Below are 23709 nucleotides of genomic sequence, written 5' to 3'. Positions count from 1 at the left end.
TTAGCTGCTTCGTTCAGCTATACTCAGTAACTCTGAGTAACCATTTGCTTCCCACGCTGTTCGACCGACGAACACACCATCGATATCAGGCTGTTCGATTAAGCCACTCGCATTGGACAAATTTACGCTACCTCCATACAACAGAATCATGCTTTGAGAGACGTCTGAACCATATTGATCAGCTAAAGCTGAACGAATGGCTTGGTGAATAATTTGCGCTTCTTCTTTAGTTGCCGGTACGCCATGTTCACCTATCGCCCAAACAGGCTCATAAGCAATCACTACTCGCACTAACGATTCAACAGGAACGTCATACAATGAAATCTTCACTTGTCGAATGACAGATTCCACTGATACCCCCCACTCTTTCTCTTGCGCGGTATCACCAACGCATACAAGTGGAGTTAAACCATGACGCAGTGCTGCATGTACTTTCAAATTGACCGTTTCGTCGGTCTCGCCAAACATGGCTCGACGCTCAGAATGACCAATTTCGACAATCGTCGCGCCACAGTCTTTCGCCATAATAGGAGACACCTCACCGGTGTATGCCCCCTCATCTTGCCAACAAATGTTCTGTACTCCGACGCGAATCGATTGCTCGCAGAACAACTTAGACACCATTTGCACGTAAGGGAAAGGCGGGATCACGAAAGGTTGGATACGATTCGAACAACGTGTCAATGATGGCAAGACAGCAGAAGCCCAGGCTTCGGCTGCTTGCATATTTTTGTTCATTTTCCAGCTAGTGCCGACCCAGACCTTCTTCATGCGGTAACCTGCTCAGCCGCGTATTCATTCATATACTGCAGAATAAACGCCATCGACATCGCACCTGGATCTGGGTGCCCCAGCGAACGTTCGCCTAGTGTCTTTGCTTTACCTGTAGTTGCAATCATATCTTTGGTTGCTTCCACACCTTGTGCGGCAGCTTGTGCAATAGCCGGGAGCGTATCGGTTAGTGGACCAGAAAGTTGTTCTGATTTTTCGACCGCAGCCACCAATGCATCTATCATAGTTTTATCACCCGGCTTAGCACCACCACGTTCATAAACCCCTTGTAAGCCGCCTGCTAGGAACGTAGATAACGTATCCGTATCAAGCTCTGTCGTACCTTTAATTGACTTCGCACCACTGCGGAACAAAGTACCGAAAATCGCACCGGACGCACCGCCCATGGTGGCCATCATCGTAGAGCCAATCTTCAACAGTAGTTTACTGACATCTTCCGGCTGATAATCACTGTCTAAGAGCTCAGCAACCGCTTTAAAGCCGCGCTCCATACCAATCCCATGGTCACCATCACCAATCGCTTGGTCGTATTTGGTCAATACTGGCTCACTTGCAACCATCTTTTGAGCAACATAAGCCATCATGTTTTTCGCTGTTAATGCATTCATTTTTACTTCCTCAACGCAAATGATTCACAAGGTAGGTCAAATAGTGTTTTTAGCTCATCATCAAGCTTCATAAGAGTGATCGAGTAACCTGACATTTCTTGTGAAGTGCAGTAGTTCCCGACTAAAGTGTTATGTACTTTAATTCCGCGCTCGGCCAACTTAATGTGCGCACGTCGATTGGCAATAAGCAGCTCCATATAAGTTGAAGCACCAAGGTTATTGACTAGCAAGCAGACATCATCACCTGAGCGGTAAGGTAGGTCATCACAAAGTTGGTCTATCATGCGATCGACGACGTCATCTGCCGATGTCATTTTTTCGCGTGATACACCCGGCTCACCATGTAAGCCCATACCGATTTCTAACTCGTCGTCTGGCAGTTCAAAGTTGAAGGTATTGGTTTGTGGTACCGATCCCGCTGATAGGGCAACACCAATGGACCGGGTGTTATCACGAGCACGTTCTGTTACCGACACAATCTTGTCAAAGTCATCATATTGCTCAGAAGCGGCGCCTGCGATCTTCAGTACATACAAATCACCGGCTGTGCCGCGGCGCTCTTGAATTTTGTCCAACGGTGCTGAAGCAACATCATCCCAGACACGAATAGAGTGAGTTTTGATATCATCATCATCCGCTAGCTCTGCCGCGATGTCGAAATTCATATTATCGCCAGCGTAATTACCATAAATATAAATCACACCTTTACCGTTACTGACCGCTTCAGTGGTTTGTAAAATCACGTTAGGCGCTGGAGCTGCAAAGATATCGCCAAGTACCGCAGCATCCGCTAGTCCTGGACCAACATAACCGGCAAATAACGGCTCGTGCCCAGCACCACCACCAGTGACAATCGCCACTTTGTCTGATGGATAATCTGTACGCATCGCCGCGGTAATTCCCGGTAACGCCTCCAATTTTCCATTCATCGTCGCGAGCAAACCGTCGAATTGCTCCTGAGCGACATTCATAGGGTCATTAATTAATTTTTTTGGTTTTCTCATACTCTTCCCTACCCTAGGACTGATTGTTCGCTTGATAGCTAGATGCCATACGGACTGTAAGCTTGAGCGCATTTTCCATCGCAGGTGTCGACGCGACGTTTTTACCGTATATATCAAATGCACTGCCGTGGTTTGCCGTTGCAATCGGAATTGGGATCCCGCCCTGAACAGTGACACCACGATCGAAGCCCATCATCTTTAATGCGGTTGCTCCTTGATCGTGGTACATAGACACGATTGAGTTCATGTTCTCTTTCTCCACGACCCACATCGTAGTATCGCCAGGGAAAGGTCCAAACGCTTGAATGCCCTTCTCCTTGGCTTTTTCAATCGCTGGTGCAATTACTGTGATTTCTTCATCACCAAACAGGCCTCCTTCACCGCCGTGCGGGTTAAGTGCTTGCACCGCAATACGAGGCTGTTCAAAACCTGCAGATATCAAGGTTGTGTTCATCAATTCGATGGTTTCAAGCACCGACTCTACCGTTAGGTTTTCCACCACATTTTTAAATGGAATGTGCGATGTCACGCGGCCAGCCCAGATGTCATCTACCACATTCACTTCACAGCCAAAGCCGTGGAAATCCGTCAATTCTGCAAACCATGACAGCTCGTCTCGATGTGCTAGCCCTGCCATGTTCATCGCTTGCTTATTCAATGGTGCGAAGCAGATACCATGCGTTTTGTTGGCTAACGTCAGATCAACAGCAATCTTCAACGTTTCAAGAACATAAGTACCACCTTGCGGCGTGGCTTGTCCGTATTCTATCGGCTCCTCGTGAGAGCTTGAGAACCTCAACAACACCGGCTTACTAGGTTGAAAATTAGCTTGTTCAAAATTATCAACTACATCGTAATCAAACGATACTTGCGCGATGTCCATGCCTTTGCGCAATTCATACTCATCGGCAATGATCAGAATATTCGCTTGCTGGCGGTTTGCTTCCTTAGCCAATACTTTTACTGCTACTTCAGGGCCTATACCTGAAGGGTCGCCGAGAACAAGTGCAATAGTAGGTTTAGTCATTTCTCAAATCCTTGAAGTTATTTATACATGTAGTCAACAAAGCCAACAGACATTGCTGGAACGTAGGTCGCAAGCATAAGCACTGCGAACAACACACCAATAAATAGAATATTCACTTTAGTTACTTGCCAAATGTCACGTTTAGCTATCGAACATGCGGTAATCAACACACTGGCAACCGGAGGCGTTTGCTGACCAATCGAGATGTTAAGAGCAAGCATGATGCCGAAGTGAATTGGGTCGATACCCAGTTCATGAATTAGCGGTAATACAATGGGAACCGTTAAGATGATCGCTGCTGCACCGTGTAGGAATACACCTACAACCAACAACATGAGGTTTAGCATCATCAGTACAACGTATTTGTTTTCTGAAATGCTAAGAATCCCAGCCGCCATTGCTTGTGGTACTTCTTGCTCAGTTAGGAACAAACCAAGCACTGCTGATGTCGCCACTAAGAGCATCACTACTGAAGTGCCAGTCACACCTTCCATCATCGCTTTGTAAAACAGCTTTAGGTTCATTTCCCGATAGATGAAAACACTAATAACAATCGCGAGTAGAACAGCAATACCCGCAGCTTCGGTTGCGGTCATAAACCCAGAAAGAATGCCACCTAGAATGGCGAATGGCAGAGTCAAAGCCCAGAACGCATCTTTAAATGCAACCCATAATTTTCGTAAACTGAAAGACTCCTCACGAGGTAGATTGTATTTGACTGCGTAGTAATAACAGACCGCAAACATACCCGCCGCACCCAGTAAGCCAGAGATAATACCGGCGACAAATAGCTGCGAGATGGACACGTCTGCCATCGCACCGTAAATAATCATAGGTAAAGAAGGTGGGATGATTACAGCGAGCGAGGCAGAAGAAGATGTGACTGCCGCCGAGAAACTGGCGGAATATCCACGCTTTTTCATTGCAGGAATCAAGATCGAACCCAAGGCTGCAACGTCGGCTACAGCGGAGCCCGAGATCTCAGCGAAGATCATCGATACACCCACATTCACCATTGAAAGTCCACCTCGGACAAAGCCCACAATCGCGTTAACAAAATTGATCAAGCGCAGCGAAATACCACCCGTATTCATCAATGCACCAGCAAAGACAAACAATGGAATAGACAACAGGGTAAATTTTGAGCCACCTTCAAACATCGCCAAAGCCGCGTTATAGATAGCATCGATACCCGATGTCGCTACCATACCAATCAGAGCTACAGCACCAATAGCTATACCAATTGGGACATTGATCATGACTAAGCCGATTAAACAAAATAGTACAACTAGCGCGCTCATTTCACTGCCTCCATGGCTTCAGCCATATCTTTTTTCGCATCTTTGATGGCTTCTCTGATCTCTTCATTTTCTTGGTTAGAACCAAGACGAATCCACGCCCACGCTTTGGGGAGAGAGCACAGTTGAGCCACAATAAACAGCACCGCACCAATTGGTAGCGCTGATTGAGCAAAGGCCAAAGGGATAAAATCTAGGCTGGTCAGTGTCTCGTCACCAAAGATTTGTAAGATGTAGTAACTAGCCCAAGCAATGACGGCGAAGAACGCAATAACAATGAATTCACTCAGTAGGAAAACGGTTTTGCGCATACCAAGCGTCATATTAGCCACTAACCCTCCAAACCCCATATGAGAACGTTTTAGTGCACATAAAGCGGAGCCATAAAAGGTTAGCCAAGCCAAAAGAATGGCCGACACTTCGTCGTACCAATAAAGAGAAGCGCCGCTAAATCGTGAAAAAACAGCGACAATAATAATGGTACTTAACGCGATGAGTATGGTCATCGAAATCGCGATAAGCACTTTTTCTAAAACATGTGAAATTGTATTTATGCTAGCTAAAAAAGACATCGTAAGCCCTCGCAACATGTGACAGCTAGACTGCACCCAACGGTGCAGCCGTTAGAGATAAACGTTATGGCGTTTAACTTAGTTACTTGCCGTCATAACTTTATCTAACATCACCTTGCCGTTATTTACATTTTTCACGAAGTCGTCGTAAATTGGTTGACTTGCGCTGACAAAGGCATCGCGATTTGCAATGTTGAGCTTCATACCACCTTCAACAAGTTTGTCTCTTAACTCTGTCTCAAGTTTTGTCGCTTCTTGGTAGCCCCATTGCTGCGCTTGTTTCGCTGAGCTTTCTAAGATGGCACGAACATCATCAGGAAACTTACCGTAGTGCCGCGCGCCTGCAGTGAGGTATGCCGGTGTATACACGTGGTTTGTCACACTTAGGTAACCCTGTACTTCATGCAGTTTTGCCGCGTAAATGTTGGTGTATGGGTTTTCTTGCCCATCGATAACACCTGTTTGTAAACCGATGAATACTTCACTGAAGCTCATTGGCGTTGGATTAGCTCCCCAGTTTTTGAACATTTTCACGCGCCAAGAGCTGTTTGGTGTTCGAACTTTCAGACCTTGTAAATCTTCTGGTGTATTAATTGGACGTTTCGCATTAGTAATATTGCGAAAGCCGTTTTCCCAAAAGCCTATGACTTTGTAGCCTTTTTTCTCAGCGGCCGGCGCAATATATGGCCAGAAGACGTCTTCCTCTATCTTTGCAACGTGTTCACGGTCAGACACAAGGAATGGCAGTTCAAACAGGGCCATTTCTGAAACGTGAGTTGGCAGCGTTGATGTTAGTAGTGCCAAATCTACTGTGCCCAATTTCAGTTTTTGCTGAACGTCTTTGTCTTTACCTAACTGAGCCGCACCGAAGAACTTCAAGTTGTAATCGATGCCTTGTTTCTTAAACTCTTCGTTCGCAACTTCGGTGAAATATTGAGTTGTGTTGTACTGGAGTGACCCGACTTGAGCACTTGTTGCCACTTTCAGATCTGTTGCAAATGCATTAGTCGATAGTAGGGTTGTGATTGCCGTTGTAGTCAGAGTAAGTTTGATATTATTCATTTTTATTTCCACGTTATTCCGTTAAACATTGAAGCAAAATTAGCTTATAAACTCTTTCTCTATCTCCTTAATTCTATTTACTTTTTTGGTTGAAGGACCATCAGAAAACTCAGAATCTAGCCATGTATCCAAAATAGACTTAGCTAGCTCATGACCGATGACTCGAGATCCCATTGTGATAATTTGAGCATCGTTACTTTTTCGAGCTCGCTCTGCTGAAAAAGTATCGTGACACAGAGCAGCCCGTATACCCGGGACTTTGTTCGCCACAATTGATACACCTATACCCGTACCACAGAGAATGATTCCGCGTTGGTGTTTACCTTTACTGACAGCAACACTGACTGCCTTTGCTATATCTGGGTAAAGCTCTGCACTTTGTTGGTCTACCCCATAATCGACAAATTCAATACCTTTCGAAGCCAAATGCGATTTCAGGCACTCTTTCAATTCAATCGCCGCATCATCACAACCTATCGCTATCATGTTTCCTCCTGTTCATATGACCACGAACTTTACAAATGACCTTAATCATATATACAGAAAAACAACATATGAACATTTTTCAAGTGGGACTTGGATCACCAAATATATACATATTGATAACAATTACGTGATCAATATGAAACTAAGCATTTTAACTTGAAAACAATTACCTCCAACAATCCCCCGCAAAAATACGATTAAAAAACATAGCTTTAACCAAAACACCTCCTAAACCCCATCGTAACCATGGCTCACCCCCCACTCGTAAATGCAAAAATACAATACGACTTGGCTGAATTACGATGCACATAGCAATTAACATTTGATCTATACCCATTGCTCATTTTTTGTTTTGCATGATGAACATTTGAAATGTAACCTTAACAAATGAACGACCATCAACATTTTTTATAAGGACATATACATGGATGAACTAGGCTTCGCTCTCGTACAAGTAACCGAACGTGCTGCTTTAGCAGGCTATCAGTGGCTTGGTAGAGGAAATAAAGAGAAAGCAGACGCGGCAGCTGTAGAAGCAATGCGATTACAACTGAATCGAACTCAGGTCGACGCAACCATTGTGATTGGTGAGGGAGAAATCGATGAAGCACCAATGCTATACATCGGTGAGCGACTCGGTTCGGGTGGTGTTGAGATTGATATTGCAGTTGATCCCATCGAAGGTACACGCATGACAGCCATGGGACAATCTAACGCGCTTGCAGTACTTGCTGCAGCAAAGAAAGGTACACTCCTCCAAGCGCCAGACATGTACATGGAAAAACTCGTTGTTGGTCCTCGAGCAAGACACGCCATCGACTTAACACTCGAGCTCACAGAAAACCTGCAGAATATCGCACAAGCACTCAACAAACCTATTAATGAATTAGTGGTCGCGACATTAGCAAAGCCGAGACACAACCTTGCCATTAAGGAGATGCAAAACCTTGGCGTAAGAGTTTATGCCTTTCCTGATGGCGATGTTGCAGCGTCACTACTCACTTGTTTGGAACAAAGTGAAGTTGATGTCATGTACTGTATTGGCGGTGCACCAGAAGGCGTTGTCAGTGCCGCAGTCATTCGTGCAATGGGTGGAAATATGCAAGCGCGCTTGCTTCCACGCGATCAGGTCAAAGGACAAGACCAGCATACTATCGCGTTAGCAAAAGTAGAGCTTCAGCGCTGTGCGGAAATGAATGTTACGCCAAATACCGTATTACAACTGAATCAACTAGCAAAAAGTTCCGAGGTGATATTCGTGGCAACCGGGATCACGACTGGCGACGTCCTTAATGGTGTTCAAAAACAGGGCCAATCACTCACTACCGAGACTCTACTGATACAAGGCAAGTCAAAAAAGATTAGAATGGTTAAGTCCACTCATGATTCACACCTACTTGAAAGTGAACTAGAACCGGTCGCGACATAAACAAGAGCCGCATTAAGCGGCCATTTCACAAGGAACATCATGGAACTGAATAATATAGAACAGACGGAAGAGACTAACCTACTCACCGAAATTTCTGTTGCGTATTACCAAGACGGCGCCACTCAGGAAGAGATTTCAAAGCGTTTTGGCCTATCTCGAGTCAAAATTGGTCGCTTACTGAAACGTGCAAGGGACCAAGGTATTGTCGAAATTAAAGTAAAATACCACCCTGTATTTGGTGCCAAACTAGAAGAACAGCTTAAAGAACGTTTTGGTCTCAAACGAGCGCTGATCGCTCTTGACCAACCAACAGAGAACGAACAACGAGCACTACTCGCCGGAGTAGTATCGACATATCTATCTACGACTCTAAAAGACGGAATGGTCGTCTCCGTAGGACAAGGAAGAAATGTTTCTGCAGTATCAGAACACACTGGTATTGTGAACCCCAAAAAGTGTACTTTTGTATCAAGTATCGGCGGGATTCACCCTCGCGGAGGCATCCTCAATGCCGACCATATTTCGCGTCGCTTCGCTAAGACTTTCGACGGGGTTAGTGAAACACTGTATGCCCCAGCGTATATACGCAACCCTGAGTTACGTAGTGCACTAATGGAGGATGAAACGGTACAGCAAACTATGGACATTGCTCGTAAAGCAGATGTCGCGTTAGTTGGTATCGGTGATTTGAACGAAAGTAGCTACATGGTCAACCTAGGCTGGTTCTCGGTACAAGAAATGGTTGAGGCACGTATTCAGCAAGGTGTAGTCGGAGAAGTTGGGGGTTATGATTTTTACGACATCAAAGGGGAAGTTCAGGACACAAAAATGAGTAATCGTGTCATTGGCTTAACCATTGCTGACTACCAAAAAATCCCTCAGGTTATCGCCATAGCCGCAGAAAGCAGCAAGCCATTGTCGATTGTTGGAGCTCTTCGTACCGGAGCCATCGATATACTAGCAACGAGCGTTGCCAACGCGATTACCATCCTAAATTTGGACGCTCAGAGATAAAAGTGTTCAGGCTCGGCTCGATTTTTTAACTACCACACTCCTATAGGGGGTGGTAGTGCCCACGACACACTTTCATTTGATTTCATTGATTAAGGTAGAAGTGATTCTACCTTTTTTAATAACTTCTGAATCTCATGCTTGTTGTAATGGTTTTGTGGTTTCTGTTCACTGCTCTTGCGAACGATTAACTCTACAGGAATACGAGTTTGCTTAAAAGAATCGGTATCTTGAGGAGTGTGATTCTTTAGCTCAATCGCTTGGATCATGGCTTGTTCACCAATTAGCGTGAAATCTTGCTTTACTGTGGTTAACGGTGGCGTAAAATAAGCGCTGTCGGTGATACCATCAAAACCGACTACGGCAACTTGCTCCGGCACCTTCATTTGTAACTCATCCAATGCTCGCAGAGCGCCAAGTGCCATCTGGTCGCTTGCAACCACAACGGCATCAAACTCACGTTGTTGCCCGACGGCGTCGCGCACTGCTAAATAGCCGCTGCTCGCTTGCCAATCTCCTTGGTACTGAAAGGCCACCTCTTTACCCGCTTTTGATATTTCATCTAGCCAGCTATTTAAACGAATTTTAGAGGCACTCGATTCTTCAGGGCCAGTAACCAGTAGGAACTTTTCTCGTCCGGTATCGAGAAGATGTTTGACGACTTCTGCAGCGCCAGACGCGTGTTCGCCATGCACAAAATTAACCGATGTTCCGTCTGGTACGTCAATAAAAATAAGGTGGTGGCTAGGAAACTGCTCGACTAGCGTGACAGCCTCTTCTGAGGTTAAAGGAACATTAAGGATCACACAATCCACTTGCTGAGCAATCAACTCTCTCATTGAGGCTTGAATATTGTCTAAGCCCGGTCCAGAGACAATGGAAAATGAGGTACCGAAGTTTAACTGATTGGCTTTTCGTCTTACTCCGTTAGCAATTAATGCTGCGCCGTGCAATGCCATGTCTAGGGTAACCAAACCAATGTTGGTTGATTTAGCACGGCTAAGCATTTGTGCGCCTTTATTGGGAACATAACCAAGTTTTTTGATGGCTTTGTTGACTTTAGCGCGGGTTGATTCAGAAACATTTTCCGAACCATTGGTTACACGAGATACTGTTTGGGTCGACACTCCAGCCAATTTTGCTACTTCTTTAAAAGTTACACCCATGCTATTTACCACCTTAATCTTTGTGTTGGACAAATATTAACAAATCGAGATAAAAATTAACTTGATACACGCCAAAAATGTTATCGAAAACACATAAGATGTTATCGAAAACAGTCGATCTAAGCCATGTTTTTATTGCTTCAAAGCCTTATAAGATCACGTTTTACCGTTAATCCACTACCACTATGCATAATTTAGATCGATAGTTAACCCACAAAATGTTTACGAAAACAACTGCCGAGTTTGAATATGACTAAGTTTGTACACCTACAGAGTAAAAACCACAGCGTTATTATTAAAACAGATCGCGTACCAGAAATTCTGCATTGGGGAGCGAAAATTGCTCAGATTGATGAAGACCTTCTTCTATCAACGGAACGTCCAATTTCGCAAGCTCGTCTGGATGTGGATGTGCCGCTATCACTTTGCCCTGAATTAGGCAGCGGACACTTCAATGCACCTGGTATTGAAGGTCACCGTCAGGGGTTGGATTGGGCGCCAGTGTTCAACTGTGTTGCCATTGAGGAACAGGCTAATGGGGCTACTTTTACGTTAGTGGATAACACTGCCAACCTTGAGCTTGTTATTGAGCTGATGCTGAACTCTGCAACGGATGTACTGCAAAAACGTGTCGCAGTGAAAAACCTCGGTGATGGCCAGTACTACTTAGGCAAACTCTCTTCTACGCTTCCGCTCCCAAATCACGCAAACGAGATAATGACATTTCACGGTCGTTGGTGTCACGAGTTCCAAACACAGCGTCAACGCTTTGAGCACGGTGGCTTTATGCAAGAGAACCGTCGCGGGCGTACCTCCCACGAGAACTTCCCGGGATTGTTTGTTGGTTCGAACGGTTTCAGCGAGCAGCTTGGCCAAGTTTGGGGCTTCCATCTTGGTTGGAGTGGCAACCACCAAATGCGCGCTGATGTTCGTAGCGATGGTCGTCGTTTTGTTCAAGCGGGTGAATTGTTGCTTTCCGGCGAGGTGATCCTCGAGAAAGGCGAATCTTACCAAAGCCCTTGGCTATATGGCTGTTATAGCAACAACGGTTTGAATGGTGTCGCACAACGCTTCCAGCAGTTTGTTCGCGATAATATTGTGAAGTTTCCAGTTGATAAACCACGCCCAGTTCACCTCAATACTTGGGAAGGTATCTACTTTGATCATAAACCTGAATACATCATGCAAATGGCGACAGAAGCCGCTGAAATGGGTGTAGAGCGATTCATCATTGATGATGGCTGGTTTATCGGTCGTGATGGTGAACGTGCGGCACTTGGTGACTGGTACTTAGATGAGGTGAAATACCCAAATGGTCTAGAACCAGTCATTGAACATGTTAATCAAAAAGGGATGGAGTTTGGCTTATGGGTTGAACCAGAAATGGTGAGCCAAGATTCAAACTTGTTCCGCAATCACCCGGATTGGGTGCTAGGCCTACAAGGTTATCATCAACCATCTGGCCGTTGGCAGTACGTTTTGGATTTACAAAATGACGACTGTTTTAATTACTTGTTCGAGCGCCTTAACGACCTCTTAACCAGTTATAATATCACTTACCTGAAATGGGATATGAACCGTGAGTTAGTTCAGCCGGGTCATGAAGGCAAACCCGCTGTACATGGTCAAACACGGGCACTATACCGCTTAGTTGATGAACTCAATAAAGCTCACCCAGAAGTCGAGATCGAATCATGTTCTTCAGGTGGTGGACGTATTGACTTCGAAATTCTTAAACGCACGCAGCGTTTCTGGGCTTCTGACTGCAATGATGCACTTGAGCGTCAAGCAATTCAAAAGGGCATGAGTTACTTCTTCCCACCAGAGGTAATGGGAGCACATATTGGTCCCTATGAGTGCCATTCAACTAACCGTCGCCACAACATCAACATGCGGGGTGTAACGGCTCTTGGTGGTCACATGGGGGTTGAGCTCGACCCAGTGAAAGAGTCTCAGGAAGAGAAAGAAGCATTCTCACACTACATTGCTCTGCACAAGCAATATCGCCATCTTCTTCATCGTGGTCGTAGCTTCCGCATTGATCCAGCGGATAAGAACCAAAATATCTATGGTGTGGAAAATGATGATGAAATGCTCATTACCGTTTGTCAGCTCACCATGCCGGATCATGCATTGCCTTCTCCGCTTCGTATTAGCTGCGCCGATGTGGATGCGAAATACCAAGTCAAACTGGTGGAAATGCCAAAAACCAGCTTCCAGCTAATGAAACAACGCCCTAAATGGCTAGATAAAACACTGACACTCAGCGGGGATAACCTTAAAGAGATCGGCTTAACTCTGCCAATCCTCGACCCAGAGTCAGCGCTAATTGTACATCTCAGAAAAATATAAGCTCGATTAGCGAAAAGTAATACCAAACAGAAATAAAAGAATACAGGTGAAGGGGTGATGCTCATCTGACGCTACCCCTTTGCCTGAAGAAAATAACCAATAAGAATTTACTAACAAAATTTAAGGAAAAATAAAATGCCAATGACAATCCTACTGTCATTCTTTTTCTTTACCGGGTTCGTGGTGTATTACACCTGGTCTCGTGTTAAGAATCAGAAAAATGACTCTAAAGATGGTTTCTTCCTTGGTGGAAGAAGCCTAACTGGTGGCCTGATTGCAAGCTCACTGATTCTAACCAACCTTTCTGCCACTAGTTTTGTGGGAATGAGTGCACTGTCGTTCAAAGGCAACATGTCGGTAATGGGCTATGAGGTCGCATCGGGTATCACCCTGGTCATCATCGCGTTGTTTTTAGTCCCTAGGTATTTAAAGCAAGGTATTACCACTATTCCAGACTTTTTGGAGTCTCGTTATGACTTATCGGTAAAGCAGTTTGTTACTGTGCTATTCCTTTTAAGTTATATCGTGAACTTGCTACCGAATACGCTTTACGCCGGTGCAATGGTCATCGGTGGTATCTTTGATATTGAAACCATGTTGGGTATTAGTCGTTTCCAAGCCATCTTACTTATTGCTGCAGTGATCGGTTTCCTTGGTTTGTTCTATGCTATCTATGGTGGTTTAAAAGCGGTCGTAATCGCAGACACTCTTAACGGTGTTGGTCTGATTGTCGGTGGCTTAATGATACCTATCTTCGGCTTAATTGTGCTTGGTGATGGTAGCTTTATGGAAGGGATGCATATCATTTCGACCAACGCGACTGACAAGCTACAAGCGGTTGGTGCAGCCGATGATCCTAACGTACCCTTCTCGACCATGTTTACAGGCTTGTTGCTAGTCAACCTATATTACTGGGGCACTGACCAAGCAATCATCCAACGTGCATTAGGGGCAAAGAACCTGAAAGAAGGACAAAAAGGGGTAATTCTAGCAGGTGCTATCAAAGTACTTACTCCACTGTTCTTAATTATTCCAGGTATCATTGCTTATCATATGTTTGGAACCATTGATGCCGCAGGTCAAAGTTACGAAGCAGACACGATGTACACACGTCTAGTAAACGAAGTTCTGCCTAAGCCACTTGTAGGTTTCTTCTTAGCAGCAATGTTTGGTGCGATTCTGTCTACGTTTAACGGCGTTCTAAACTCATCAACAACGCTATTTACGCTTAATGTTTACAAGCCGCTATTTGATAAAGAGAACAAGCTTTCTGACCAGCAGCTAGTCAACAAAGGACGTGTTTTTGGTTTGTTCATTGCAATTCTATCTGTTGGCATTGCTCCGTTCATCATGTTCGCACCAAATGGCCTGTTCGACTTGCTACAACGCTTAGCAGGATTATTCAGCGTGCCAATCTTCACGATTGTATTTATGGGTTACATGACTAAACGAGTACCAGCCATGGCTGCGAAAGTATCACTTGCTGTTTTTGTTGCGGCGTACGGTATTGTTCAGTTCACACCATCGTCAATGCATGACTACTTAGGGCCTCTTAAGCCACTCGCAGAACTGCACTTCTTCCATCAGCTTGCGGTGTTGTTTGTAGCCTGTTGTCTAATCATGCTTGCCATTGGTAAGGCTCGCCCACGTGATACTGACTACGTGTTACCGGTCAACGAAGCAATGGACATCAAACCGTGGGAATTCCGTTTTGAAGCATCAGCAGTCATTTTGTACATGGTGTTAGGTGCATACATTACGTTCTCTGACCTTGGTCTGGTTTCAGGTGACACATCATTCATGGTGACTTACGCACTGTGTGGCATCGTGATTCTTGGCGGCATCTTTGCTCGTATTAAGAAAAAACAAGTCAAAGCAACGCAGAATAAAGTGCGAGAAGCTTAATTTACCATCATGTTAAGCCGGGTCAGTAAAAGCAAACTCGTTGTCGATGCTTTTACTGACCCAAAACATCGAATAGTTTTTTCACCCGTCGAAAATGTCTTAAAAGCCCTGTTATTTCTTGTAAATACTGGGCTTTTTTATTTTTCCCGTCCAAATCGGTTTGCAGATGTCCGTTACCAACTACCTGTTTAGTGGTGGGCCGCCAATATTAGCCTGAGTACCTGCTCATACATTTTCGCTTACGAAGACCTTGCTATTTATTGATTGTGAATTGAAAAGTTTGCTTCAATAAAGGCAGTACCTGTACCGTTCTACCAATAGGTTCCGTGTATAAAAAACGCCTTGGATCAATACTCACAAATCCCCAAAACTGTAAAAATCGCTCAATAAACCGAGATTCGATGAGCATGCTTAGGTTTCTTTCCGGCGAGAAGTAATTATCTACTGGGAAACCCTGTAGTAAATCAGGGAAAGCTATCATCACTTCGTCTACCAGTTGATCCACCTTGTTGTGGCTTTGAATGCGCCACAACATAAACAGCCAAAAGGTTCGTAAGTCGGCATCATACTCAAAACCGTCCAAATAGCCCCAATTATATTTGCTGATGGCGACCTCTAACATAGGTTTGAAAAAGGTCTCTATGCCTAGCGCTTGATACTGCTTTTGCGCTGATTTTTTTACATGGTAGCGACCGCTTCGCCGATAAATAATGCCACTAATTTCGGCGAGCACTCGGGTATAGTGCAAGGCATTGAATTTGTCTTCGTTGCTGCCCGCAAACTCGCTGATACTTATATCACGTTCGAATTGAGCAACGGCAAACTCCGGCAATAACTCACTAGCCTGTTTGACTAATTTAGTTGGTAAGTTGCCTTTACTAGTGGCTTTGAAGGAGCCTTCTTGCGCAATAGCTTCATCAAGAATGAGGGCTAAATAGCGCATCACCGGGCTGGCAGAAAGAGAGTCGGGTGTGCTGATTGTCACCCACTTTAATTCGTCGAAAGGCGCATAAAGCCAATTGGCCATTTGCGTTGGCGTCACACCACAAAAATCAGGATGAGGTTGATTATTGCGATGGTGCGCTTTGTGCTGCAAGGCTGCGTTTAGTTCATCAATGCTTAAACTTGGGTTCATTGCCAGCATGGTTTCAACATCATCGAAGATTTGGGCATGTTGCTTGGAAACGCTACTCATACAACAACGTTTAAATTTTTTACCACTGCCGCAATGACAAGGATCGTTTCGGCCGTGCTTCATTATTGTCCCTTCTTATTTTTATAGAACAACACTGCATTCTCTTGTTTGCGCTGATCCAATGTCTTAGAAATTGCAGACATTGTTGTCTTACTGATCTCTTGTTGCTGTGCAAGATAAGTAAATTGGCTGATGGCTTCTGCGACTTCTTCAATGACTTGCTTTGCCTCATGCCAGCTCCCATAGCCAGCACTGGTAGCAAGTTTTTGCATCACCTTAAGCGGTGGCGCTTTGCCATAACCGCCGAAAGCAGTGGCGTGTTCATTGAATGGATGTGGGCTGTAGGTCACATCGTAAAAAGGTGCAGGATCCCATTGACCTTCATCCGCTTGCAAAAACGCCCAATTTTTACTGTGGTCGTCTTGATTAGACGACAGCAGGTTAAAAATGGCGCGACGAAATTGCAGCTGACCAGCCGCGGGGGATTTACACAACTGACGGCTGGCTTTAATCAAGTCAATATAATCTAAACTTGGCGTTCGAAAGTCTGCATCCAGCAGCCCGCAAGCGCTGTGCATATGCAAGCGACCTGCACTGCGCTTGCTGCCTAAGTCGGTCGGTTCCGTGACATAATCAAAACGCTTAAGCGCTAACCAAGCAGACGCACCGCTTGTAGGTGGTGCTTCAATGAGTTGCCATTGCGGCGGTTGACACTTAGCAAGTTCTGCCATTTGTAAATAAACCGCCTCACACAAACCTTCTTCATGACCGAGCGCAAGATTCTTCGAGGTAAATTTAATCAGCCAAGCCTCATCTCCAGGCTGAGCAAAGGTTCGACAATGCTGAGTTTCTCCAGTAGGCATATAAATCTGCGCCTTAGGCCTTGCCCCACCCGAACTACCACCGGCAACTAATGCGGCCAACACCTGTTGCGTATGCCCATCTAACTCATCGTGATTATCATCCATATAATCTGACATCGAAGAATCGAACAGCGTTTGTGCTTCCAAGCCTAACGTCGCTAAATCAATTTCCGAGTTCGTCGTGGCTGAAAACTCAGACACCGGAGAAAAAGACAATGCTCCCATGCCTTTATCACCAACAAAGGCCAGTCTATCCATCGCCGTTAATTGATTAGGCAGGATATCCTTTTGCCGGAAAATACGATCTTGTAACAACATGCCCCAGCCATCGGGCAAACAATCTCCAAATACGCCATGTACACCTTGGTGCGGCGCTTTAGGTGCGGCTTGAACTTGCGTACTCGACAGCAAGGTAAACGGTGATAAATTGCCAAACTGCTGCAAATAACGATCTGCATACTGAAAAAAGACGCCTTGTCGATTCTGCGCCAAGACTCCAACAGAGATCTGCTCACCTGAGCTTAGCGTACGAATTACAGTGAGTTTTTGAATGGGTTTAAAACTCATCTTTTAGCACCTCATCAATACTCGTGGGCATAGCAGCGCGTTCTTTGCTAGGTTGTGTGAGCTGATAAAGCCTATCTAGCGAATCAAGGGTCTGCCATAGCAACAGCAATTGGCGAAATGAAATTTGCCCGGTCAGCTCAAATTTCTTAATGGTGGCCGCAGGTACGCAGCTTCGCTCAGCAAGCGCCGCTCGTGACAGCTTTGCCTGCCTGCGTAACTCACGTAAATAAGCCGCATAGGCTTGGCTTACATCGGTATCATCAAGTAAGGTAAAGTTCATCCGCAAAGACCAAGTAGATACAGTTATATCCATTATATCGAAATAAAACAGAAATTGGACACTATAATATCCATAAGTGCGTAGGATGTTGAAAAATCACTCGATAAAGCCCTTCAAACTGCTATTTTTAGCAATTTCGCCGTAAACCCTCGCCTGATGAGGGCGGGGATATAAGGCGTAGACGCGATAGCGTCTTAATCTGGGGTCGATTGACTTTCCACATAAGCTTTTAACAAATTGACGTAATTCTCCATCCATAATAGCGGTCAAAGCTTCGCGCATGACAAGCTATTTGGGTGGAGATGTAAGTCATTATCGCGCAGCGATAACCTAGTGAGGTCGTTCTTGCGCTTCGATGTACTGCTTTAGTACCGACAACGGTGCGCCTCCTGCTGTTATCAAGCAATAAGCTCTAGACCACATTGCGTTAGTTCCCCAGTAGTATCGCTTTAGGTGTTCACCGTGAATCTTCTTCATGTACCTAGAACTGACAGTCTTCAAGTTATTGATGAATTTGCTTGGCTGTATTGATGGGTTCATATCAAGCAATAAGTGAACATGATCCGATTCTCCGCCAAATTCCAATATAGTCACTCCCCACTTATCAGCTAGTTCGCGCATCTTTTCTTCAAGGTCGATTAGCATCTGATTGGTAAATGCCTTTCGTCGATACTTAGTTACTAACACCAAGTGGTACTTTAGATTGTAAACGCAGTGGTAATGTGCGCCATAACTAGCTTTCTTGCCCATGGTTAATATTGACACTAATTGGTTTGAGGTGCATCATACGCTTGAACTTCTTGAGAGTAAACCATGAGAGCCGAGCGAATACTTGTTAAGCCATCTGACCAGAATTACCTAGCTGTGCGCCATGCGTGCCGCTTGGCTAAGTCTGTATTCAATGTAGCTAACTATCGCATTCGACAAGAGTTTATTAATAACTCAAATGTCATTTCTCATAGCGCAGTCGATAAAGAGCTAAAGAAAGCAGCCCACGAAAGCTATAGGGGGATGCCTAGCGCAGCGTCAGCGCAACGAGTGATTCAAGTTCTTGGTAAGGATTGGAAGTCATTTTTTGCTTCAATCAAGGAGTGGCGCAAGAGCCCTGACAAGTTCAATGGACGACCAAAGCTCCCTAATTACGCGCAACACCAAAAAACATTCATTGTTGGTAGGAATGGGTTCAAGGTAGAAAACGGAATGGTTCATCTATCTGGCTCTGACGTGATCAACCTAAAGCCATTCAGAATCATGTGCTGCGACAACCAGCCATTCAACCAAAAAGCAGACCTGAGTATCGTTCAAGATATTCGTTTTGTGCCAAAAGGTAAGTGCTACTTCATTGAAGTTGTGTACAAGAACGACAGCCCTAGCAATGCTGTCTCGCTCAATAAGTCCAATGTAATTGGCATTGATTTGGGTATTGATAACCTAGCAACCATCGCATCAAATCAGCAAGGCGTGCGCCCTGTTCTGATTAACGGCAAAGTCATCAAGTCAATCAATAACAAGTACAACAAGGACAAAGCGAAACTTCAATCAATCGGCAATGGCAAACACGTTCTGGCTAAGTCGATGAAGCGTTACAACTGGATTAATGATCATCTTCATAAGGTGTCTAGGTTCATTATCGACATGTGCCTAAAAACCGATACAGGTGTTATCGTCATTGGTAAGAACAAAGATTGGAAACAATCCATTGGTATTGGTCGCGTGAACAATCAGAAGTTTGTGTCTATCCCTCATGCTGAGTTGGTTAATAAGATCCAGTACAAAGCGGAAGAATACGGCATCGAGGTTATCGTTCGTGATGAAAGCTATACCAGCAAGGCTAGTGCTATCGATTTTGACCACATCCCAAAGCACGGCGAAGGTGGAGAGAAGTCGTTCAGCGGTAAGCGTGTAAAGCGCGGTCTATACAAATCATCTTGCGGAAAGCTACTTAACGCCGATGTGAACGGATGTCTGAATATCATTAGAAAAGAATTCGGAAACGACCTCCTGAGAGGTCTATTCGATAGCGGCTGCGTGTTCCAGCCGATGCGAGTCACTTGCTAGGTCACTCGTATTAGAATTGGTGAGTTTGGCTCATAAGTCAAGGCTACACCAAGAAGCACCCACTACAATCTTTGATTTAGTGGTGTGTAGTTCACTGTTTCAATAGTCGCACGCCAGCAGTGCAAGCAAAGTAGAGAGTGTCCTGAATTCTGTGTAACTGTCTAGACTTAAGCCTTAAAGGCTAAGGATGGACAATATGGATAAGAAAGCACTCGAAGCTTTTGCTCGTGAAGCAGCAAAGTCAATTAAGACTGAATCTGATCTTGATGACTTCCGAAAAATGTTAACCAAGTGACCGTTGAAACGGCGTTAAACGCTGAACTCGATGAGCACCTTGGGTATCAAAAACACCAACCTAGAACCAGCTCCAACTCCCGCAATGGCTACTCGGGTAAATCAATCATCACCGATGATGGAGAAGTCGATATCGACGTCCCTCGCGACCGCGAAGCTAGCTTTGAACCTCAACTCGTCCGCAAGCACCAAACTCGATTCCAATCTATGGACGACAAGATATTGAGCCTGTACGCGAAAGGCATGACCACACGTGAAATCGTCGCAACGTTCAAGGAAATGTATGATGCTGATGTCTCGCCAACGCTGATATCAAAGGTGACCGACTCGGTACTCGAACAAGTGATTGAATGGCAGTCGCGACCTCTCGACGACATTTACCCTATCGTCTATCTCGATTGCATCGTGGTTAAGGTGCGTCAAGACAAGCAAGTCATCAACAAAGCGGTCTATCTTGCGTTAGGCGTCAACATGGAAGGCCAAAAAGAACTGCTCGGCATGTGGCTCTCTGAAACGGAAGGCGCCAAGTTCTGGCTTAACGTGCTGACAGAGCTTCAAAACCGTGGGGTAAAAGACATCCTTATCGCTTGCGTTGACGGACTAAAAGGTGTTCCTGACGCCATCAACACTGCGTTCCCAGAGACGCAAATACAGCTCTGTATCGTCCACATGGTGCGAAACTCGGTCAAATACGTCCCTTGGAAAGACTACAAAGCGGTGACGGCTGACCTGAAGAAAATCTACCAATCAGCCACAGAAGATGAGGCACTGCTCGCTTTAGAGCAGTTCTCTGAACGATGGGATAGTAAATATCCTCAAATCAGTCGCTCTTGGACGGCGCATTGGGAGAACCTCAACACCCTGTTTAACTACCCAGAGGATATTCGCCGAGCCATTGACACGACTAACGCCATTGAATCCCTCAACAGCGTTATTAGAAAAGCGATCAAGAAGCGCAAGCTCTAAACCGCTTTATGATTATGTTCGAAGATCGACTCACTGAATACATGTAACCCCGACAGTTACACAGAATTATTTACAGGGTCGCAAAGTATGAACGATGCTATAGGGCGGAGCTTTTGCACTAATGCCGTTCACTTAAGGTGAGCGGCATTGTTTTTTCTAGGATATCGGCTTGGTTCTTTCTGAACGACTCTAGGGAAGGCTCTTTCTCGGCGAGGTTCTCGTATTAAACTCTCACTCATTGAGTAAAAGTTTTGGAGTTGCCTCGGGATTGCTCCTGGTGACGAGTATGGAAGTCCCACTATCAGGCACATAATCTAAGATCAACTCAGGTAAAACAACCCCCATTGTCCCCACCATATTTTATTGATGCTATCGCATCAATCACCTTATTCTATTTCAGTAACTCTCTGCTCAACAAACGCGATAATGTCATCATAGAGCTCTGTAGGCAGGCGGCTAAGCTCGATTTTTAGTCCGCGCTTATCACTACTGCGAGAGACCTTGGCATATTTGTTCTTATCATCAAAATTCGCGAGCGTTTGGGTATCCCAGCTAACTTTCTCTGTGCCCTTCGCAATCTGCGCTTCCATCAAGCTAAGTACATGCTTTTGCTTGTCTTCCACATTGTCAAAATCGTCGAGTTTTACCTTGAGTGATTGGATGAAGCGTGATGCAGTCACCCCCTCTTTAGCTAGATACTTTTCGACCTTGGCAATTTTGGCGTAATAGCCATTAGGGATCCCCTCACAGTCCGGGAACACTTCTATCAAGCGTTGGTCGATTGCCGCAGCGGCAAAACGTTTACGACAAGTTTCTCGGCCAATATTGAGATACTCGGCTAGCTCATCAATCTTTTTAAACTGCTGCTCTTGCATAATACTTTGGTAGTCTGCACCTAGCTCACGATAAGATAAGCGCTTAACCGATTGAGTTGTTTGAATGAACGCAACGAGATCAGCTTGGTCAACGCTATCTTCAATCACCCACAAAGGCAGGTCTTTTTTTGCGTGCACACAAGCAAACCGGCGGCGTGAGCTATCAAGTAACTGATAAGTGCCCTGCTCGTCTTTGAGCGCAACCCCTTCGGTATGCACGCCCTCTTCTTGAATGGTTGGCAAGATGTCACGCACTGAATCCAGCGTGAGTGATTCTTGACGTCGAGGATTCAGAGAATGGATGGCCGTTTTCTGAGTCAACTCGTCCGCTTTAACGACGACTCGTTCCGCTGTGGCGGTTTTACCGCTCGCAAAGGTGAAGACCTTTTTAGGGCTCTCTGATTTGCTACGCTTACCAAGTTGATTGCCTTGGTTGAATCCAGTGCGTTTATCTTGTGGTCGTAACATGTTAAAGCCCCTTAGTTGCTAGCTGTTTGATTTCAGTGATGAATTGGTGGTAAACGGCGTTCACGGATGTCATAGCAAGGTCGAATTGTTTACCACTACAAACCTGCTCTGATTTACGAATATCCAGCACCGTTCGGTTGCTCTCTGCCGCTGCAACAAACGCCTCAGAGTGGCGAATCGCTGTCGATAGCAAGTGCCCTTGTGCTGCGCGCAACAACTTATCGAACACCTTCACCTCGTGTGCGCTTTTATCATCAAAATTCACCGGCAAAAGTTTCGCCCACTTCAGATTTGTACCTTTAGAAGGCAATTCCCGGAACGTACCCGGCATGGTGCCCATATAATTACTGGTTGATGCAAAGTCGAATTCGCGAGGCGTTACCGGGATCAGCACTGCATCGGCCGCTTCGTTAACGGCCCACAAGATTGGAGAGTTTTGTGGCGGCGTATCAATAAATATGAGGTCATACTCTTTCTTAAGCACGGGTAAGACTTTCTCCCGTAATACACTCACCATCTTTGCCTGCCCTACCTCATCTTGCCCCCAGTAGAAGTCGACAAATCGCTCATCAGACGGGAACGCGGGAATCACATCGAGGTTCGGAAGATGCGTCTTAAATGGAATAGCCTTCACGAGATCTTCGTAACTATAGTCGTTGAGGTATTGGGCGAAGTCCCCTTCCGGCTCAAATTCAGATAGGGCAATGTCGACCGCTGTCATATACACAGACTCATCATCCGCTTGGTGAATAAGGTTCTGCCCTGTCGAACCCTGTGGGTCTAGGTCTATTACTAAGCATCGAGCATTTAGGTTAAGGTCGAGCGCTGTCGCCGTCGCTAATGTCACTGTGGTGGTCGATTTCCCGGTGCCGCCTTTGTGGTTCTCCACCACAATTGTGGTCGGCTCAAAGCGCTGGTTATATTTAGGGAAGTTCATGAAATCCATCATGTTCGCCACGTCAAAGCGATTGTAGAGGTGTGTGCGCCCTTGAATGATGGGGGCGCCAATAATGCCCTGCTCTGTTGCCTCATCGATTCGTGAGTTAAACGTTACTCGAGATAGGCCAAACAACTCTTGAAGCTCTTTCTTCTTAAGTGAATGGTTGTAGATGAGACGGTCTACGCTCCCCTCTACCTCGCTATCCGTAACGTTGATCTGCATACGCTCTTTGATGACCGCTTTTAGATCAGCCTGCTCTTGTTGCATTCGTTCGCATACAAGCTCTAATGAATCGATGATAGTGCTCATTGAGTATCCCTAGTGCCTAAGTATTTTCCATCTATCATACATCACTAAAGTGGACAGTTAAACCATAGAAGAGACAAAATTGCCATTAATGGTTTAAAATAGAAATAACTCTGTGGGGACAATGGGGGTTGTTTTGTTTTATAAGACAATGCGAGTGTAGCTCTCAAGGCATCCTTATATAG

General features: G+C 45.3%; 20 protein-coding genes and 2 pseudogenes. 6 read left to right on the top strand and 16 right to left on the bottom strand.

What is annotated here, in order from left to right; all coding sequences use genetic code 11:
* Genes AC6R1O_RS00355 through rpiB form a run of 8 tightly spaced genes read right to left on the bottom strand, consistent with a single transcriptional unit; the run spans window position 1 to window position 6849 of the window.
* A complete protein-coding gene (locus AC6R1O_RS00355) occupies window positions 1-771 on the bottom strand; it encodes a triose-phosphate isomerase (RefSeq protein WP_500656280.1) in 771 nt (256 codons plus the stop codon).
* Window positions 768-1400, bottom strand: a complete 633-nt coding sequence (gene dhaL / locus AC6R1O_RS00350; RefSeq protein WP_500625948.1) for a dihydroxyacetone kinase subunit DhaL — start codon at window positions 1398-1400, stop codon at window positions 768-770. Before dhaL ends, AC6R1O_RS00355 begins: the two co-directional genes overlap by 4 nt.
* A 2-nt stretch (window positions 1401-1402) precedes the next feature.
* A complete protein-coding gene (locus AC6R1O_RS00345) occupies window positions 1403-2404 on the bottom strand; it encodes a dihydroxyacetone kinase subunit DhaK (RefSeq protein ID WP_500656279.1) in 1002 nt (333 codons plus the stop codon).
* A 13-nt stretch (window positions 2405-2417) separates the two neighbouring features.
* Window positions 2418-3431 carry a 4-hydroxythreonine-4-phosphate dehydrogenase PdxA gene (locus AC6R1O_RS00340; protein ID WP_500656278.1) on the bottom strand — a complete coding sequence of 338 codons (1014 nt, stop codon included), beginning with the start codon at window positions 3429-3431 and terminating at the stop codon, window positions 2418-2420.
* 17 nt (window positions 3432-3448) lie between these two features.
* Window positions 3449-4732 carry a TRAP transporter large permease gene (locus tag AC6R1O_RS00335; RefSeq protein ID WP_500625945.1) on the bottom strand — a complete coding sequence of 428 codons (1284 nt, stop codon included), beginning with the start codon at window positions 4730-4732 and terminating at the stop codon, window positions 3449-3451.
* Complete coding sequence (locus AC6R1O_RS00330) at window positions 4729-5319, bottom strand: TRAP transporter small permease (protein ID WP_500656277.1); 591 nt, start codon at window positions 5317-5319, stop codon at window positions 4729-4731. The genes AC6R1O_RS00335 and AC6R1O_RS00330 overlap by 4 nt, the downstream gene beginning before the upstream one ends.
* 60 nt (window positions 5320-5379) lie before the next feature.
* Window positions 5380-6363, bottom strand: a complete 984-nt coding sequence (locus AC6R1O_RS00325) for a TRAP transporter substrate-binding protein (protein WP_500656276.1) — start codon at window positions 6361-6363, stop codon at window positions 5380-5382.
* A 39-nt stretch (window positions 6364-6402) separates the two neighbouring features.
* Window positions 6403-6849 carry a ribose 5-phosphate isomerase B gene (rpiB, locus tag AC6R1O_RS00320; protein ID WP_500625942.1) on the bottom strand — a complete coding sequence of 149 codons (447 nt, stop codon included), beginning with the start codon at window positions 6847-6849 and terminating at the stop codon, window positions 6403-6405.
* Between the two features lie 424 nt (window positions 6850-7273).
* Here rpiB and glpX point away from each other — a divergent pair, with 424 nt between their 5' ends.
* Complete coding sequence (gene glpX / locus AC6R1O_RS00315) at window positions 7274-8278, top strand: class II fructose-bisphosphatase (protein ID WP_500656275.1); 1005 nt, start codon at window positions 7274-7276, stop codon at window positions 8276-8278.
* Between the two features lie 39 nt (window positions 8279-8317).
* Entirely contained in the window at window positions 8318-9292 is a 975-nt protein-coding gene (locus AC6R1O_RS00310; protein WP_500625940.1) for a sugar-binding transcriptional regulator, read from the top strand.
* Window positions 9293-9381: 89 nt separating this feature from the next.
* On the opposite strand, the gene AC6R1O_RS00305 is transcribed toward AC6R1O_RS00310, so the two are convergent.
* Complete coding sequence (locus tag AC6R1O_RS00305; RefSeq protein ID WP_500656274.1) at window positions 9382-10455, bottom strand: LacI family DNA-binding transcriptional regulator; 1074 nt, start codon at window positions 10453-10455, stop codon at window positions 9382-9384.
* A 249-nt stretch (window positions 10456-10704) separates the two neighbouring features.
* On the opposite strand from AC6R1O_RS00305, the gene AC6R1O_RS00300 reads away from it, so the two are divergent.
* Window positions 10705-12807 carry an alpha-galactosidase gene (locus AC6R1O_RS00300; protein WP_500656273.1) on the top strand — a complete coding sequence of 701 codons (2103 nt, stop codon included), beginning with the start codon at window positions 10705-10707 and terminating at the stop codon, window positions 12805-12807.
* Between the two features lie 135 nt (window positions 12808-12942).
* On the top strand, window positions 12943-14712 hold the full coding sequence (locus AC6R1O_RS00295) for a solute:sodium symporter family transporter (RefSeq protein ID WP_500656272.1): 1770 nt from the start codon (window positions 12943-12945) through the stop codon (window positions 14710-14712).
* A gap of 253 nt (window positions 14713-14965) precedes the next feature.
* Here AC6R1O_RS00295 and AC6R1O_RS00290 read toward each other — a convergent pair whose 3' ends face one another.
* From AC6R1O_RS00290 to tnpA, 4 genes are all read right to left on the bottom strand, one after another.
* Window positions 14966-15970 (bottom strand): YecA family protein, encoded by a 1005-nt coding sequence (locus tag AC6R1O_RS00290; protein ID WP_500656271.1) that lies wholly within the window; start codon window positions 15968-15970, stop codon window positions 14966-14968.
* Window positions 15970-17337, bottom strand: a complete 1368-nt coding sequence (locus AC6R1O_RS00285) for a type II toxin-antitoxin system HipA family toxin (protein WP_500656270.1) — start codon at window positions 17335-17337, stop codon at window positions 15970-15972. Before AC6R1O_RS00285 ends, AC6R1O_RS00290 begins: the two co-directional genes overlap by 1 nt.
* Window positions 17327-17617 carry a helix-turn-helix domain-containing protein gene (locus tag AC6R1O_RS00280; RefSeq protein ID WP_500625961.1) on the bottom strand — a complete coding sequence of 97 codons (291 nt, stop codon included), beginning with the start codon at window positions 17615-17617 and terminating at the stop codon, window positions 17327-17329. The genes AC6R1O_RS00285 and AC6R1O_RS00280 overlap by 11 nt, the downstream gene beginning before the upstream one ends.
* Before the next feature lie 330 nt (window positions 17618-17947).
* On the bottom strand, window positions 17948-18367 hold the full coding sequence (tnpA, locus tag AC6R1O_RS00275; RefSeq protein ID WP_500625923.1) for an IS200/IS605 family transposase: 420 nt from the start codon (window positions 18365-18367) through the stop codon (window positions 17948-17950).
* A 63-nt stretch (window positions 18368-18430) separates the two neighbouring features.
* Between tnpA and AC6R1O_RS00270 the strand changes: the two genes are divergently transcribed.
* Together AC6R1O_RS00270 and AC6R1O_RS00265 are read left to right on the top strand one after the other, a co-directional pair.
* A complete protein-coding gene (locus tag AC6R1O_RS00270; protein ID WP_500656269.1) occupies window positions 18431-19675 on the top strand; it encodes an RNA-guided endonuclease InsQ/TnpB family protein in 1245 nt (414 codons plus the stop codon).
* 196 nt (window positions 19676-19871) lie between these two features.
* A pseudogene (locus AC6R1O_RS00265) lies at window positions 19872-20932 on the top strand (IS256 family transposase); the annotation flags it as partial.
* A gap of 131 nt (window positions 20933-21063) precedes the next feature.
* Here AC6R1O_RS00265 and AC6R1O_RS00260 read toward each other — a convergent pair.
* The 3 genes and pseudogenes from AC6R1O_RS00260 to AC6R1O_RS00250 form a co-directional block, all read right to left on the bottom strand.
* A pseudogene (locus AC6R1O_RS00260) lies at window positions 21064-21249 on the bottom strand (IS4 family transposase); the annotation flags it as partial.
* 72 nt (window positions 21250-21321) lie between these two features.
* Entirely contained in the window at window positions 21322-22278 is a 957-nt protein-coding gene (locus AC6R1O_RS00255) for a ParB family protein (protein ID WP_500656268.1), read from the bottom strand.
* Between the two features lies 1 nt (window position 22279).
* Window positions 22280-23527 (bottom strand): ParA family protein, encoded by a 1248-nt coding sequence (locus tag AC6R1O_RS00250; protein WP_500656267.1) that lies wholly within the window; start codon window positions 23525-23527, stop codon window positions 22280-22282.
* Between the last annotated feature and the right edge of the window lie 182 nt (window positions 23528-23709).

Source organism: Vibrio sp. R11-SG3-ISO3-SZ (assembly GCF_059834345.1).
This window is presented reverse-complemented; position numbering and strand designations above follow the sequence as displayed.